Genomic DNA, 15,515 nt, shown 5'->3' with positions numbered 1-15,515 from the left:
ACTATATACTTGTATGTATTCTATTGTATCAAACGAAATCATATTTACGTATTTTGAAAATCTTATGACATAATTCAAAAATAAGTTGACACTCTAATTGATAAGCATTATCATTATAATTTTATGTTGAAAAGTTTTACAAACCGTTTTACAATAAGGTTATAATTTTTATGGCGAGCTTTTCACATACATATTATCAGGAGGGAAAAAAGATGGCAAAATATACAATCGTTGATAAAGATACTTGTATTGCATGTGGTGCTTGTGGCGCTGCTGCACCAGACATTTATGACTATGATGATGAAGGTATTGCATTTGTAACATTAGATGATAACCAAGGTATCGTTGAAATTCCAGATGTATTAATTGAAGATATGATGGATGCATTCGAAGGCTGTCCAACTGACTCAATTAAAGTTGCTGACGAATCATTCGACGGAGACGCTTTAAAATTCGAATAGTCTTTTATTAACTTCAAAAAATGCCCCTCATATTGATGAGGGGCATTTTTTGTATCTAAATTTTATTTTCCTTAATAAAAAACCATTAGTAGTTTCACACTACTAATGGTTTTAATATATATTATGCATTTTTCATTTTTGCAAACACCCATACTTTCAGGCGTGAGAATAATGCTACAAATACAATTGTTACAACAATCCCTTTAATTAAATTAAATGGTAAGATTGCCGTTACAACCGTTGTTCTTATAGCTTCGCTAGACATAGCCGGTGAATTTAAAAACCAAGTGTAAGCCGGGAATATGATGATGTAGTTTAATACACTCATAATAAGTGCCATTGTAATTGTCCCTAGCATTAATCCTGTAGTTAAACTCTTCACAGTACGATACTTTCTAAATAAGAAAGCTGCTGGTCCAATAAATAAACATCCTGCAATAAAGTTTGCAATTTCTCCAACTGGTACTCCCGTTAAACTTCCTTGAATCCCGTAATGTAAAATGTTCTTTATCGCCTCTACAATCACTCCTGCTACTGGTCCAAAGATAATTGCTGCAATTAGAGCTGGTACATCACTAAAATCAATTTTCAAAAATGGCGGAAGCCCTGGGAACGGGAAATCTAACATCATTAGTAAATATGCAATACTACTTAGCATCGCTACACTCACCATCTGCACTACACTGTTTTTTTGTTTCATCTTTCTCTCTCCTTTTCCATCGATCATCTCATGGAAAGTGGAAAGGTTCTGCTATGCCTATTTTTTCATAGAACGAAAAAACCCTTTGTGTTTTACACAAAGGGAGAATTTAAGGCACATCAAACAGACGTTCAAATCCATATCTTTTTTGAACGCTTGAACCTCCATCTTCTCCCATCCAGACTATACTGTCGGCTTTGGAATCACACCAAATCCTGCCTTAACGGCTCGCGGGCTTAGAACAAAATCATAAATAGTTCATCACCGCCGGTCGGGATTTTCACCCTGCCCCGAAGATAGACCGATATTCTATTTTCCCCTTCATTATACAACAACCTCATAACATTGTGAACTAAAAAATTGTAACTTATTTAAAATTAGTTATTTATTTTTCGTAACAAAAAATAAATTGCGAGATATTTTACAATACAATCCATTTTTTTATTATTCGGCATTTCTCTTTTGAATTACCTAGTCATATATAATTAAAAGTGATAAGATATTGAATTGTTAAGATAAGAACATTTTCTGAGTTATGGAGGAAATGTCATGAAAAAAGACAAGAGACATTCTATTCGAGAAGCAATGAAAAAAAACTTAAGAAAAGAATACTTTTACTTAAAAAAAGAATTACTTTTCTACTGCCCAATTGATTTAGGCACATTCTCAAACGAGACATACTATGCTACTTTCGATGAAGATGGCATCAGTATTTATCAGTATGATAAAAAAACAGAAAGTAAATTAAAATTGTGTGAGCGTCATCCGTGGAAGAGTTGGAATAAAGTGAAGATTGATCACTATTTGACAACTTCTCAATTTATTTTTCAGGGTGAGCGAAATTGGATCTTATCTCTTTTTCAAAAAGGAAAAGAAGCTCAAAAAATTATTGAAGAGCATACATCTTTACAAACAGAAGTTGTTTCCCGCTCTTTCTTAAAAAAACTTCCTGGTTTTCGTTCTAATACACCACTGAATAAATACATCGGTAGTATTTGTTACACTGCACTTATTGCATTTTTATTAAAATGGATGATTCCATTTCAAGCACCACAAATCGCCCTGTATTCTATCTCGATTGGTTGTATGCTTCTTGGCCTACTTTGTTTGACAATCGGTTTAATTGAACCGACTATCGTACTGTTTCGAACAAAAGAGAAAACAAGAACAAAAGTTTTTTACTTATATAGCTATTTAGCTATTTCTGGATTTATATGTGTCTTTATTTTTTGGTAAAAGAAGCCGTCCCAAAATAAATTTTGGGACGGTTTTCTTTTAGATATAGATGCTCTAATTCACTCAATAGTTCTAGCAAAAGCGCCCATATAATTTCATTTACATTGAACCTTATTTAAGAAGAACATAAATTTGTTCAAAGTTTAATTTTTGAGATGTTTCCTTCACTTAACATATAATTGTTGATTAGGATAAATTAGCTCTTGCTGCAATCCATTTTTTTCTTTAATTTCCTTAAGTGTCATACTAAATTTCCGTGCAATACTAACTAAAGTATCCCCTTTTTGTACGACATATAATGATGAAGAAACAACTTCATTTCTTTGTTCATTTAAAACAAGCAATGGGTTCATCGCATTCTTTTTCGCCATCGTCCATCTTCCTTGATGAAGTTCTAGATGTAAGTGTGCACCTCGCGATTCTCCCGTGTTCCCTACTTCTCCAATTTTTTCTCCTTTGGAAATATAATCTCCTTGACCCACATATCTCTTATTTAAATGTGCATATACAGCCTCATATTCTCCGTGTTTAATAAATACAACATTTCCATAACTACTTGAATAATAAGACTTCGTTACCCTACCATCTTGAATAGCTGCCACAGGCGTTCCAATCGGCGCAGCTACATCAATACCATAGTGTTTTCCATGCCTTGTCCCAAAATAATCACTTATCTGACCTTCAACAGGCCATGTCCATCGATTTTCTTCTGCATAAACATGTAATTGAGATACAAACAGCATACTCAATAACATGACGCCGCATTTTAAAACTTTCATATACATCCTCCGTTTTCTAATTACCACCATACCTTCTCTATTTTGGTATATTACAGAAAAAAGTATACAAAAAAAAGAAGGTGAATTACTCCACTTCCTTCTCTTTCTTATCACGAAAAACTAATGCACTACGGTTATACTCCACATCTTTCACTTGTAATCGGGCATTTATTACTCGAGCTATCGCAAATAAATAATCAGATAATCTATTTACATACTTTAAGACAACTTCATTTATTTTCACTTCTTTTTGCAATGATACTATAGAGCGTTCTGCTCTCCTTACAACAGTACGTGCAATATGAATAGTAGCCGCCGCCTCGCTACCACCTGGCAAAATAAAGCGTTCTAATGGCGGGGCTTCTTCTATATATAAATCAATCTTTCTTTCTAAACTTTCAACCATCTCAATTATCACTTTATAAGGAATTTTTTGTTCCACTATTGCCAAGTCTCCTCCGCAATCAAATAGTTCATGTTGAATATTTTCGAGCTCATTGTAAATATCTCTAAAAGCCCCGCCTTGAACCTTAGTCATTGCATATCCAATATGAGAATTTGCCTCGTCTATTGTTCCATACGCTTCCACACGGATATCATCTTTATCAACCCTGCCACCTATTACACTTGTCGTTCCTTTATCTCCTGTTTTTGTATATAATTTCATTTCTTCACAGCACCCTCTCTTGTTATTCTTGATTCGATTAAGATAGAAAAAAGTTCTACCATTCTTTATTTAATTGAGTTTACAAAAAAATAAAAAACAGCAGAACTTTATTCATTATCAACTTTAAAAAAGCATATCTAAATTATACGATTCGGTAAATATACAGAGAATGTAGTTCCTTCTCCAACAACACTTGATACAGAAATTTTACCGTCATGGCCTTGAACAATATTTTTCGCAATTGCAAGCCCGAGTCCTGTTCCACCCTTTTTCCCACGTGTTCTTGCTTTATCAGCTTTATAGAAACGATCAAATAAAAATGGAATATCCTCTTCTGGAATGCCTACACCCGAATCTTGTACTTCAAAAATGAGGCCATTATTTTTCGTATCAATTACAAGCGTTACATGTCCACCCGCATTCGTATGACGAATTGCGTTATCAATCAAGTTCGTCAACACTTGTTCCATCCGATCTGCATCAAACGCATATTCTTCAATCTGATTCCGGAAATCAACTGTTAGTTCAACTTCTTTATCCTTTGCAATCCCTTGGAATTTACGACCAATTTTTTCCACAAACGGATGTATGTCCACTTCACCAATATGTAACTCTACGTGACCGCTTTCCATACGAGCTAAATCTAACAATTCATTTACAAGTTTACCTAAACGAACGGATTCATCATAAATGATTTGAACAAACTCATCTATTTCCTCTTTCGTTTGCACAATATCATCTAAAATCGCTTCACTATACCCTTGCAGCATGACCATCGGTGTACGAAGTTCATGTGATACATTCGCAATAAAGTCTTGACGCATTTTCTCAAGACGACGTTCTTCCGTCATATCTCGCAGTACCGCTACAGCCCCACGAATTTTCGTTTGATTGTAAAGTGGTGTCATAAGAACTACATAGTTCCCTTTTTGTAAATTAATTTCAACAACTTGTTGTTGCTCGCTTTCTACAACGAGATGGAATAGTTCCACAAGTTCAGAAGGTAATTTTTTACTTAACTCTATCTCTTTTTCTTCTTGCCAAACTTGTAAGAAATGTTCAGCCGGTGGATTAATAACTACGACTTCACCTTCTTGATTTAACGTAATAACTCCATCCGCCATACTACTCAAAATACTGGCTAACTGTTCTTTTTCTTGCTGCAAAGCATTCATATTAAACTTCAACTGTTTACCCATTTGATTTAAGGCCGTTGCCAGCTCACCAATTTCGTCCTGAGATACCATAGGAGCCTTTGCATCAAATTTCCCACGTGACACTTCAAAAGCAACCTCACGCATTTTACGAAGCGGTGCTGTAATCCGAGTAGATAAGAAGAACGCAAAGAAAGTTGTTAATATAATCGCAATCCCAGCGGCTAAGAAAATGAAATCAGTCGTTCTCTCCATATCTTTTATTGGCACTTGTAAAGATTCATATACGAACACTGCGCTTTGATTTTTTGATTGCACTGGTTTCCCAACGATCACAATATCATTTTCAGTGCTTTTATTCTTTCTACTATCAGAAGCTTTTCTAATGTTGTTCTTAATTTCTTTTTTGTCCGTAAAAACAGCGGCTAATTCTTTATCTTCTTTTAAATTATCCATTGTAAGGGTGACTAACCCTTCTTGTTTCGGTGAAGAAGAGATTTCCTTGCCATCTTCTACAATAATAATCCTTGAAAGTGGATCAGAGAATTTGTACGCGATGTTCTCAATCGTTTTTACATCGGCACCTTCTTCAATTAATTCCGTAACACTTGTTGCGACTTTTTGAAGTCTATTTTCACTCATATCAACATAATACGTTCTAAAAAATTGTGAAAGTAAAATCGCAACAAATCCAAGAACAAACGAAACGAGAAGTAATATGGTCATCCATAACTTCCCTACTACACTTCTCCAAAGCATCAGTCGTTCACAACCTCAAATTTGTAACCTACACCCCAAACAGTAACAATCATTTTCGCTGCATCTGGTGATTTTTTGCTTAACTTCTCACGTAAACGCTTTACATGTGTATCAACTGTACGTAAATCTCCGAAGAATTCATATTGCCATACTTCTTTTAACAGCTGCTCACGATCGAATACTTTATCAGGAGCTTTCGCTAAAAATAATAGTAACTCATATTCTTTCGGCGTTAAGTTTACTTCATTGCCATCTGCAGTAACACGGTGTGCATCGTTATCAATTGTTAAGTGAGGGAATACAGTAACATCTTTTGTCGTTGTATCTTGTGTAAAGAATGTTGTTGGTACAGCACGACGTAATACCGCTTTCACACGTAGCACGACCTCACGTGGACTAAACGGCTTTACAATATAATCATCTGTTCCAACTTCAAATCCTTGTACTCTATTTACTTCTTCACCTTTTGCTGTCAGCATAATAATTGGTGTCGCTTTCTTCTCACGAACCCCTTTACATACTTCAATGCCATCTTTACCAGGCATCATAAGATCTAATAAGATTAAATCGTAATCATTTTGCAACGCCATTTCTAAAGCTGTATCACCATTATCTGCTTCTTCAATCGTATATTGTTCTCTTTCTAAGTACATTTTCAATAAACGACGAATACGATCCTCATCATCTACAATTAAAATTCTTGATTCATTTTCCATCTCTACCCGCTGCGTACTCTCACCTCAGCGGTTCACACCTACCCTTCTTTAACTATTATGTTGCGCTATTCTCGTTTATTTAAGCAATCTTCTAAATGTTTCACTTCCCATATTATGCTTCACAAGAATAATAAATTTTGTTCAATTTTTTTCCAAAACTATGTATTTTTTTTGAACTGTATATAATGTCCTCGACATCATTTTACAAAATCAACCGCTACTTTGTCATGTTTTTCTCAAAAAAGAAGAAAAGTTGACAAAAATAAAATAGGAAAGTGACATGCACTCTCCTATTTTATTTCTCTATGCATATGAATGTAAACCGGCAATAATTAAGTTTACTACAATAAAGTTAAACATAATGATTGCAAAACCAATTACTGCAAGCCAAGCTGATTTCTCCCCATGCCACCCTTTAGATAATCGTAAATGTAGTACTGCAGCATAAAAGAGCCACGTTATAAGTGCCCAAACCTCTTTCGGATCCCATCCCCAAAAGCGCGTCCACGCTATTTGAGCCCAAATCATCGCAAAAATTAATGCACCTAATGTGAAAACTGGGAATCCAATTGCAATAGATCGATATCCGATTTCATCTAGTAAATCACTATTCGTATTCTTTACTAACGGCTGAAGTGCCGCCGATACTCGCTTCCGTAAAACAAGTCTTAATACAATATACAGTAATGTTCCAATTAACACTGACCAAATAACCGTATTTAATTTTTTCGCATTTACAATTGCTGGAACTTCAACTGCCGGTTCTAATTTATTTTCTGTCAGTAACTTCCCTTCGTGCGGTCCAACTAAAGCCGGAAGATTGTACCTCATTTCCAGTTGCTGTTCATTTTTATCAATCCATTGAAACTTCGCTTCATATTTCATACTAGAAAATACCGTTGTTACTCCAATAAATCCAACTGTACAAACAAGTGTAAATACTACCGTCTCTAGCCAAAATGTACGTTTACTTCTCGTCGATTGATCTACATTTTTCAATAAATACATAACACCTGTAATAAAACTAATCGCTAAAATGGCTTGTCCTGCTGCTGCCGTCGTCACGTGAATATGTAACCAATTACTTTTTAAAGATGGAATAAGCGGAGATATTTCCCTCGGAAACATACTTGCATAGGCAATTAATAAAAGCGCAACTGGTAATGCAAATAGTCCGATTATGCTTACACGGTACATAAAATACATGACAATAAATGCTCCTACAAGCATCATGCCGAAAAATGTACCGAATTCAAAAAAGTTACTAACTGGCGCATGCCCTGATGCAATCCACCTTGTAACAAAATATACTGTTTGTGCTATAAACCCTAAAATTGTAATCGTTATTCCTACATTTGCCCATTTATGACCCTTTTCTTTAATGGCTCCCCCAAAAAATAGAGTCGCAATTAAATATAAAATAAATGCGGTAAAGAGAAAGTTACTACTTATTTGCACCATATCGTTTCCCCACCTTAACTAATTTTTTTATCAATTACTTTATCATTTGGCTGTGGAATTGCTGTACCTTCTATTACTCTTTCAATATCTTTCTTTAAACCGAACCAATTTTTATTTGTATGCCCTGCAATCCACCATTCATCATTAACACGTTGTATCCAAATACGGCGATGATTCCAATACATACCTTGAATGACACCAACCATAAATATAAATCCTCCAATGCCGAGAATCCAAAGCGTTAAATCTTTTCTTACAGTAAGTGCTGTTGCATTTTGCATTTCAACACCTGCAAACGACATTTTATATTTGTTGTTTCCATCTGGTTCTATATTTTGCTGAATACCAACAAAACTCACTTCACCATCTGGTGTTTCAGGTGTAAACATTTTAAATACAAATGCAGGATTGTTTGGTAATTTCGTTTTCGTATTTGGTTTTCCATTCTCATCAAAATAAAAATCAGGAAAATAGCTTAATAGTTCTAGAGAATAACCAGTTCCTAAATCATATTTTTCCTTAGGATTCGTTAAATCTACTTTAATCGGTCCCCACTTTTGATTATTTTCTTTATTTTGTAAGTTAAAGGACATACTTTTAAATTCACTTTCTTTATAATCCACTTGATACACTGCAAATTGATCAAATTTCAGTGGTTCATTCACTCGAATTTCCGCTTCTTTTACTTTTTCTAATTTCGGTTTTTGTCCTGCTATATTTTCTCCTACTGCTTTATATAATACGGCATTCGTTTGGAAGTTTTTCGCAATCATTTTATCGCCTACACGATCAATCGCTTCATCAAAAACTTCCTTGTCCTTACTTTTATCATAAACTTCTTTTATAAATTTCTCGTTTTTTAAGTAGTATTGTCCATCCGTCCCTGGTATCTCTTTCGTTTCACCGTCACGTAACCAAAGTGCTTCGTCTACGTACATACTCGGTAAAAAACGAAGCATCGCACCGAATAAAAAGATAATAAGACCGATATGATTTACATATGGACCCCAACGCGAGAAGCGTCCCTTTTCTGCTAAAACGTTTCCGTCTTCCACTTTCACGTTATAGTTTCTTTTCTTTAAATTCTTTTGCACTCTTTCCAGGTCACCTTCTTGCGGTGTACCAGTCCCATATAATCTCTGTCTCTTTAAAAAGCTAGGATGTCTTTTTACGCCTTGCTTTTTTAAAGCTTTATAAAGTGGAATAACACGGTCTAAACTACATATCACAAGTGAAATACCGATAGAAGCAATCAAAATCATATACCACCATGAACCGTATAAATTATTAAACCCTAATTGATAGTATAATTGTCCTAAAAATCCGTATTCTTGTTTATAATATTCAGCTGGTGCAATCCCTGGAGTTATGTACATTTCTTGCGGAAAAATAGTTCCTATCGCTGATGCAGCTAAAGTTATTACGATTAGCCATACACCCACTTTTACAGAAGAGAAAAAGCTCCAAATTTTATCGATTATCGTTTTTGTCTGCGTGAGAGATCTCCGTGCACTCCCCTCATAGCGCATATCCAATAGTTTTGTATTTTCATTGCTTTCAAATGGTTTCCCGCAAGCTTCACAAAAAACGGTTCCTATCGGATTAACATGTCCACATTCACATTTAATTTCTTTCAACACTCTCACCGCCCCTGTATCTATATGTACTATTGTATATTCTAACCTCAAGTTACCACAATACTCAGAATTTTTAAACCAGAGGCACTATAGACACGCACCCCTTATGTAAAGGCTTTCTTTATTACGGAGTAATTTTCTTTAAATACCCTTCTAACTGTTCTTTCGTTTGTTCACCTATAATTTGCTCCACTACTTTTCCATCTTTATCAATCAAAAAGCTTGTCGGTAATGGACCTACTCCATATGTTCCTATAATCTTTTGTCCTTTATCAATGGCAACTGGGAATTTCAAACCATACTGGTTCACAAAGTTCTTTACTGCAATATCCGTTTCATCTGCATCTAACGCTATGATTTCAACACCTTTTTCTTTATACTTTGGATATAATTCATTCATATAAGGCATTTCTTTTTCACAAGGTTTACACCACGTGCCCCAAAAGTTTAAAAATACACCTTTTCCCTTTAAATCTTTTAGTTCAATTTTCTTCCCTTCTAAATCCGTCACAACAAAGTTAGGTGCTTCTTTTCCGATTTGCATTTTCTCTTTATTAGCAAAGAATCCTTGATAAAGGGTAAATCCTACAGCACCACATAAAATGAGTAGAATAATAACGCGAAATAATAAGCGATTTTTCTTCATATTACTTCTCCTCTCCTCGATAAATGTTATGTATTATCTTCTGTAAATGTTGTATTGAATAAATCACCAGCAGAGCACTCCACTGGTGAATTTTTAACTCTATAGCTTATCTTGGCTTTGTAGAAGCAAGCGCGCGTAATTGTTTCACCTCATGTGGTGTCAATTCTCTCGCATCACCAGGTCGCAGGCTTCCTACTTCTAAGAAAGCATAACGTTCACGTTTTAATTTCACTACTTTACAGTCTAACGCTTCAAACATACGACGTACTTGACGATTACGTCCTTCATGAATTGTTAATTGTACAATAGCCATCTCTTTACGCTTGTCCCAAGAAATAATTTTCACACGTGCTGGTGCTGTTTTACCGTCTTCTAACGTAACACCGCGTTCTAACATGCGAATTTTCTCACCTGTTAATGGCCCTTTTATTTTTGCAACATATGTTTTTTCAACTTTATATCTAGGATGCATTAATACGTTTGCGAAGTCCCCATCGTTTGTCATTAATAATACGCCAGACGTATCATAATCTAAGCGTCCGATTGGGAATAAACGTTGTGTAATTTCCGGGAAAAAGTCCGTTACAACACTTCTTCCTTTATCGTCTGATACACTTGAAATTACGCCAGTTGGTTTATATAGTAAAAAATAAACAGGTTCTTCTTTTTCAAGAGGGATGTTATTTACTTCTACTTTATCTTGAGGAGTTACTTTTGTCCCTAACTCCTTCACTATTTTTCCATTAACTTTCACTTTTCCTTGCTGAATTAATTCCTCAGCCTTTCTTCTCGATGCAATACCTGCTTGCGCAATCACTTTTTGTAATCGTTCCATTTCTTTTTTTCACCTCGAATTTATCTTACCTTACATTAGAAAGACTTGGCAACCGCATACGCTTTACGGCTATTCGCTTCATCTTACTTAAACAACATAGCGATGATAATAAACATATAAAGGTCAAATCATGTTTTTACCCTTTATTATTGTCCATATTTTTCATATTTCTCACAATAAAAGTTCATCATTTTGTCAAAAATACCACATAAAAAAACCACTATTAAGCTACACCTTAATAGTGGTCGTATACGTATTATAAGCGAAATAGCGTAAAAAATGAATAGTATTACTGAAACAATAAAGAAACGAACACAATTGAGCATATAATCCCGATTAAATCTGCAAAAAGTCCTACTTTTAGTGCATCCCCCATTTTTCTGATCCCAACCGCTCCAAAATATACAGTTAAAATATAGAAAGTCGTATCTGTACTCCCTTGCATCGTAGAAGCCAATCTCCCAATAAACGAATCTGGCCCATATGTGGCAATTAAATCGGTCGTAATACTTAAACCAGCAGAGCCTGAAATAGGGCGTATAAGTGCTAGTGGAACAATTTCTGCTGGAACATGGATCAAATCTAACATTGGCTTCATTACCGATATCATTGCGTCTAATGCACCTGAAGACCGGAATATAGAAATAGACACAAGCATTCCAACCATAAACGGTAAGATGGAAATTGCAATTTGAATCCCTTCTTTTCCTCCCTCAACGAACGATTCATACGTCGGTACTTTCTTTACTGTGCCATATAAAAGGATAAAACCAATTACACAAGGAATTACCCATAAGGAAATTGTATTTACAATACTCATTTTTTCCGCCCCTTTCTACTCCTTCTTCGGTAAAAATAGCGGTCAATCCAAATTGCTCCAATCATAGAAAGTACTTGTGCAATAAATGTTACCCCAACAATTTCAGTAGGATTCGCTGATTCATACGTCATTCGAATGGAAATGACTGTCGTAGGAATTAATGTAATGGCTGATGTATTTAATGCTAGAAACGTCACCATAGAACGGCTCGCCGAATCCTTTCCTCCATTTAACTCTTTCAGTTGTTCCATCGCTTTAATACCAAGAGGGGTTGCTGCATTACCTAGACCAAAAAAGTTTGCCATCATATTTGATAGAATAAATCCCATAGACGGATGATCCTTTGGTATTTCTGGAAACAACCTTTTTACTATCGGCATAAAAAGTGTAACTAATTTTTTTAACAATCCGGCTTCCTCTGCAATTTTCATTAAACCGAGCCAAAATACTAAAACACTAATAAGTCCTATACAAATCGTTACCGCATCTTTTGCTCCGTCAAATACAGCTTTATTCACTTCTTCCATCGTTCCATTTATCATGGCGTATACAATCCCAATGACAGCCATCGCTACCCATACGAGATTAACCATCGTTCCCAACACCTATCATGTAAGAAAAAATTTCTTTCACATTATTCCAGTAAAGTCCCGTTGTAGCTACTAACTTCCGTTTACTATAAAATAAATTCCGTTCTCCAACTTTCTCATTACCAACATAAATGTCTGTCTTCCCAACCTTTACTCCATCCGTAAGTTTTATACTTTTATGGAGTTCAACTTTTAATACTACGTTCTTTTTTTCTTCTTCAGTTAACGGTACCGAAAAACTATTTTTCGTATAAACATGGTTGGCATACTTCTTTTCATTTATTTCAGCAATTGCTCCTTGTCCTAAAACTTTCGTTTGTTTGAAACGTTCAAAACCTTTATCAAACAAATTCATATGATCATCCCAATCACTAGAGGCACTCAAAGTTACGACAATTAAATCTAGTCCATCTTTTGATGCCGTTGTCACAAGCGTTCGCCCAGCTTTCTTCGTAAAGCCTGTTTTTCCTCCTGTTGCAAATTCATAATAAGACGTTACCAGCTTATGTTTATTTTTCCACGGGTAATCCCAAGAATCTGATTTATATGTTTTGGTTCCAAAGATTTTCTTAAATGTCTCGTTTCCCATTGCATATTTCGTTAATAATGCCATATCGTAAGCCGACGAATAATGTGATCCATCTCCATCTAAGCCATGAGGGTTTGAGAAGTGCGTATCTTTCATTCCAATTTCTTTCGCTTTTTGATTCATTAAATATACGAATCCATCTATACTCCCACCCACACTTTCAGCAATTACTTGCGCTGCGTCATTACCAGATCTAAGCATGAGTCCGTATACTAAATCTTCTAACTTCACTTTTTGTCCAGGCTTTAAATAGATTGCCGATCCTTCCACCCTCACCGCTTCATTACTAACTGATACCATTTCTTTCATCTTCCCTGATTCAGCAGCTAATAAGGCGGTCATAATTTTTGTTATACTAGCAATTTTTTGAGGCTCATGTTCTGCTTTTCCGTATAATACACGACCAGACTGTTGCTCCATTAATACAGCATTTCGAGCACTGACATTGCTGTTCATCTTTGCATATGTAGGAATCGGCATAACGCTTGCATACATCATAAGAAGCGTAATGATTACACAAATTCGTCTCATATTTCCCCCCACGTCCTTTTGGCACTTTTTGTACAAGTGTATGCTTGGCCTTTTAAAATATGAACGAAATCTTCCTTCTACTTCCATTAAAAAAGACGCAGAGAATTTGCGTCTAATATGGTGTCCATTCAATTTGTTTCGCAGTTTCAAACCTTTTTTCTACATCAGGCCAATTTACAACATTCCACCAGTTTTTAATATATTCATCTTTTCGATTTTGGTATTGTAAATAATACGCATGTTCCCAGACATCTAGTACAAGGAGCGGTATCGTATCCCATTGTGTAAATAATTGATGAAGTGTACTTTGCAAAATTTCTAACCTTCCAGACCGGGGTACCCAAACGAGAATTGCCCAGCCTGAACCTTCTACTTTAGAGGCCGCTTCTGTAAAATGTTTTTGGAAACGTAAAAAGCTCCCAAAATCTTGTTCAATTTGTTGTGAAAAAGCTCCTCTTGGACTTCCACCACCGTCTTTTTTCATGTTATTCCAAAATATCGTGTGTAAGTAATGACCTGACCCATGAAAAGCCGCTTCCCTTTCCCAATGCTTAATTAAATCAAATTTATTTGTTTTTCTCGCTTCTTCCATCATCTTCTCTGCTTTATTTAACCCTTCCACGTAACTCCGATGATGTTTATCATGATGTAACATCATAATTTCTTTAGAAATATACGGTTCTAATGCATTATACGGATAAGGTAATGGCGGGAGTGTATGTCCTCCAATCGGGACAGCTCGTTCACTATCCCCTCTTTCATATAATTCATATTCCTCTTCTTCTTGCATAAATACTTCCTGCAAGTGATGCTGAATATGTTCTACATCATCGCTTATTTCATACATAAACTCTGCATCTGTTTCATACTCATGCTCTTTCATACGCTCTAATAACGTCTGAATTTTATAGGCAAGCATATGGACATCATACACTTCCATTGCGCGGCTATCTAATACGTGAAGAACACTTTCACACCAATTTTCTACTTCATGAAAGTAATCTGTAAATACACCTTGCTGATTCATGTTGCACCTCCCTAATGCTATCCACTTAACTATATTCAATGAAAATCCCTTATATAACTGTACAAAAGGAAAAGAAGCTAAGTAACCTTAGCTTCTTTTCCTCAATCAATATTTGTGTAACATCTTTGTCTGATAATCCGTCTCATAATATTCTAGTTCTTCACGCATCAATTGAAATTTACCTTCTAAACTCTTCATCACTTGCTCCAAAGATGCAGGTGGTGTTTGTTGAAAAACGATAGAATTTTTCCCTGTATATGCAGACCGACTATTTTCATACCAATGATCACTCTTCGGTGAAAAAAACTCTGCAATTACTTGATGGTAAATCTTATATAAAATTTTTTCAGCTGCTGTTTTTCGAAATGGCTGGCTATTCAACAAAACAAAACATGCATCCTGTCCTTCTTCGCAAAAAACGAGAAGTCGTCTCATTGATGCTAATACCCCTTTATAATATTGCTCATTCCCTGCTGGTGTTTCCTCTAATAAAGAAGGTAACGTATGATAATTTACATAATTGGTTATCAAATTAATAGCATCTTCTAAAAATATAGAAACTTGTTCTGTTTGATTTTCAACCATCAAATTAGACATTTTTCTCTCTCCTTTGCCATTTCACGCTATTTCTACTCTTTTATTTTTATGTAATTCAGCCAATATTTCTTGTACTTTCGACACCGTTCCCTCATCAAAATATTGTTGAAATTCTTCCATATTATTTAAATACAAACGTTTTTGCGCACGAAGCTCCTTATCTTTCACTAAACAACATATCGCTACAATATCACGCAAATATATGTTTTGTTCTTCTACTTTATACACTGGATTTCCTTCAAAAGGAGTAATTTCTTGTAAAACTTCTTCAAAATATCGAACGTATAAAACCGAAAAAGTTTTCTCTTTA

Annotated in this window: 17 protein-coding genes and 1 riboswitch; of the genes, 2 read left to right on the top strand and 15 right to left on the bottom strand. The window is 35.2% G+C overall.

Annotated elements, in window-relative coordinates; all coding sequences use genetic code 11:
- The first annotated feature begins 212 nt into the window (after nt 1-212).
- Nucleotides 213-461, top strand: a complete 249-nt coding sequence (locus tag ABWK52_RS19205) for a ferredoxin (protein ID WP_001151993.1) — start codon at nt 213-215, stop codon at nt 459-461.
- Nucleotides 462-582: 121 nt separating this feature from the next.
- Here ABWK52_RS19205 and ABWK52_RS19200 read toward each other — a convergent pair whose 3' ends face one another.
- Nucleotides 583-1,161, bottom strand: a complete 579-nt coding sequence (locus ABWK52_RS19200) for an ECF transporter S component (RefSeq protein ID WP_000810856.1) — start codon at nt 1,159-1,161, stop codon at nt 583-585.
- Nucleotides 1,162-1,323: 162 nt separating this feature from the next.
- A riboswitch (FMN riboswitch) is annotated at nt 1,324-1,463 on the bottom strand.
- Between the two features lie 247 nt (nt 1,464-1,710).
- On the opposite strand from ABWK52_RS19200, the gene ABWK52_RS19195 reads away from it, so the two are divergent.
- A complete protein-coding gene (locus ABWK52_RS19195; protein WP_000710837.1) occupies nt 1,711-2,397 on the top strand; it encodes a hypothetical protein in 687 nt (228 codons plus the stop codon).
- A gap of 164 nt (nt 2,398-2,561) precedes the next feature.
- Here ABWK52_RS19195 and ABWK52_RS19190 read toward each other — a convergent pair whose 3' ends face one another.
- The 14 genes from ABWK52_RS19190 to ABWK52_RS19125 all read right to left on the bottom strand — a co-directional run.
- Complete coding sequence (locus ABWK52_RS19190; protein WP_000866125.1) at nt 2,562-3,176, bottom strand: peptidoglycan DD-metalloendopeptidase family protein; 615 nt, start codon at nt 3,174-3,176, stop codon at nt 2,562-2,564.
- 85 nt (nt 3,177-3,261) lie between these two features.
- The gene (locus ABWK52_RS19185; protein ID WP_098507912.1) at nt 3,262-3,843 is read right to left on the bottom strand and encodes a cob(I)yrinic acid a,c-diamide adenosyltransferase; all 582 of its coding nucleotides are present in this window, start codon (nt 3,841-3,843) and stop codon (nt 3,262-3,264) included.
- A gap of 137 nt (nt 3,844-3,980) precedes the next feature.
- Nucleotides 3,981-5,756 (bottom strand): sensor histidine kinase ResE, encoded by a 1,776-nt coding sequence (resE, locus tag ABWK52_RS19180; protein ID WP_000964697.1) that lies wholly within the window; start codon nt 5,754-5,756, stop codon nt 3,981-3,983.
- Nucleotides 5,756-6,472, bottom strand: coding sequence for a DNA-binding response regulator ResD (gene resD, locus ABWK52_RS19175; protein WP_000426861.1), 717 nt, complete (start codon nt 6,470-6,472; stop codon nt 5,756-5,758). Before resD ends, resE begins: the two co-directional genes overlap by 1 nt.
- A gap of 303 nt (nt 6,473-6,775) precedes the next feature.
- A complete protein-coding gene (resC, locus tag ABWK52_RS19170; protein ID WP_098541400.1) occupies nt 6,776-7,933 on the bottom strand; it encodes a cytochrome c biogenesis protein ResC in 1,158 nt (385 codons plus the stop codon).
- A gap of 14 nt (nt 7,934-7,947) precedes the next feature.
- Entirely contained in the window at nt 7,948-9,573 is a 1,626-nt protein-coding gene (gene resB, locus ABWK52_RS19165; RefSeq protein WP_000910547.1) for a cytochrome c biogenesis protein ResB, read from the bottom strand.
- A gap of 121 nt (nt 9,574-9,694) precedes the next feature.
- Nucleotides 9,695-10,216: a thiol-disulfide oxidoreductase ResA gene (resA, locus tag ABWK52_RS19160; protein ID WP_000742194.1), complete on the bottom strand. Its 522-nt coding sequence runs from the start codon at nt 10,214-10,216 to the stop codon at nt 9,695-9,697.
- A gap of 106 nt (nt 10,217-10,322) precedes the next feature.
- Entirely contained in the window at nt 10,323-11,051 is a 729-nt protein-coding gene (gene rluB, locus ABWK52_RS19155; protein WP_000440556.1) for a 23S rRNA pseudouridine(2605) synthase RluB, read from the bottom strand.
- Nucleotides 11,052-11,340: 289 nt separating this feature from the next.
- Nucleotides 11,341-11,871, bottom strand: a complete 531-nt coding sequence (gene spmB / locus ABWK52_RS19150) for a spore maturation protein SpmB (RefSeq protein WP_000029516.1) — start codon at nt 11,869-11,871, stop codon at nt 11,341-11,343.
- Complete coding sequence (gene spmA / locus ABWK52_RS19145; RefSeq protein WP_000247811.1) at nt 11,868-12,464, bottom strand: spore maturation protein SpmA; 597 nt, start codon at nt 12,462-12,464, stop codon at nt 11,868-11,870. The genes spmB and spmA overlap by 4 nt, the downstream gene beginning before the upstream one ends.
- Nucleotides 12,457-13,581: a D-alanyl-D-alanine carboxypeptidase family protein gene (locus ABWK52_RS19140; RefSeq protein WP_001252636.1), complete on the bottom strand. Its 1,125-nt coding sequence runs from the start codon at nt 13,579-13,581 to the stop codon at nt 12,457-12,459. The genes spmA and ABWK52_RS19140 overlap by 8 nt, the downstream gene beginning before the upstream one ends.
- A gap of 112 nt (nt 13,582-13,693) precedes the next feature.
- A complete protein-coding gene (locus ABWK52_RS19135) occupies nt 13,694-14,608 on the bottom strand; it encodes a superoxide dismutase (protein ID WP_001075739.1) in 915 nt (304 codons plus the stop codon).
- 105 nt (nt 14,609-14,713) lie between these two features.
- Nucleotides 14,714-15,205: a YpuI family protein gene (locus tag ABWK52_RS19130; protein ID WP_000067556.1), complete on the bottom strand. Its 492-nt coding sequence runs from the start codon at nt 15,203-15,205 to the stop codon at nt 14,714-14,716.
- A gap of 21 nt (nt 15,206-15,226) precedes the next feature.
- Nucleotides 15,227-15,515, bottom strand: a 289-nt coding sequence (locus ABWK52_RS19125; protein WP_353772077.1) for a hypothetical protein, incomplete at its 5' end; no start/stop codon positions are given.

The organism is Bacillus sp. AP50 (assembly GCF_040492675.1).
Taxonomy (GTDB): domain Bacteria; phylum Bacillota; class Bacilli; order Bacillales; family Bacillaceae_G; genus Bacillus_A; species Bacillus_A cereus.
The sequence above is the reverse complement of the archived record's forward strand: the minus strand, read 5'-3'. Positions and strand labels throughout refer to the sequence as shown.

Excerpts from the sequence above, each read along its gene's own strand:
- spmA (WP_000247811.1), bottom strand. The coding sequence starts at position 12,464 with ATGGTTAATCTCGTATGGGTAGCGATGGCTGTCATTGGGATTGTATAC.
- rluB (WP_000440556.1), bottom strand. The coding sequence starts at position 11,051 with ATGGAACGATTACAAAAAGTGATTGCGCAAGCAGGTATTGCATCGAGA.
- ABWK52_RS19130 (WP_000067556.1), bottom strand. The coding sequence starts at position 15,205 with ATGTCTAATTTGATGGTTGAAAATCAAACAGAACAAGTTTCTATATTT.
- resC (WP_098541400.1), bottom strand. The coding sequence starts at position 7,933 with ATGGTGCAAATAAGTAGTAACTTTCTCTTTACCGCATTTATTTTATAT.
- ABWK52_RS19205 (WP_001151993.1), top strand. The coding sequence starts at position 213 with ATGGCAAAATATACAATCGTTGATAAAGATACTTGTATTGCATGTGGT.
- resA (WP_000742194.1), bottom strand. The coding sequence starts at position 10,216 with ATGAAGAAAAATCGCTTATTATTTCGCGTTATTATTCTACTCATTTTA.
- ABWK52_RS19190 (WP_000866125.1), bottom strand. The coding sequence starts at position 3,176 with ATGAAAGTTTTAAAATGCGGCGTCATGTTATTGAGTATGCTGTTTGTA.
- ABWK52_RS19135 (WP_001075739.1), bottom strand. The coding sequence starts at position 14,608 with ATGAATCAGCAAGGTGTATTTACAGATTACTTTCATGAAGTAGAAAAT.
- ABWK52_RS19140 (WP_001252636.1), bottom strand. The coding sequence starts at position 13,581 with ATGAGACGAATTTGTGTAATCATTACGCTTCTTATGATGTATGCAAGC.
- ABWK52_RS19195 (WP_000710837.1), top strand. The coding sequence starts at position 1,711 with ATGAAAAAAGACAAGAGACATTCTATTCGAGAAGCAATGAAAAAAAAC.
- resE (WP_000964697.1), bottom strand. The coding sequence starts at position 5,756 with ATGCTTTGGAGAAGTGTAGTAGGGAAGTTATGGATGACCATATTACTT.
- resD (WP_000426861.1), bottom strand. The coding sequence starts at position 6,472 with ATGGAAAATGAATCAAGAATTTTAATTGTAGATGATGAGGATCGTATT.
- spmB (WP_000029516.1), bottom strand. The coding sequence starts at position 11,871 with ATGAGTATTGTAAATACAATTTCCTTATGGGTAATTCCTTGTGTAATT.
- ABWK52_RS19185 (WP_098507912.1), bottom strand. The coding sequence starts at position 3,843 with ATGAAATTATATACAAAAACAGGAGATAAAGGAACGACAAGTGTAATA.
- ABWK52_RS19200 (WP_000810856.1), bottom strand. The coding sequence starts at position 1,161 with ATGAAACAAAAAAACAGTGTAGTGCAGATGGTGAGTGTAGCGATGCTA.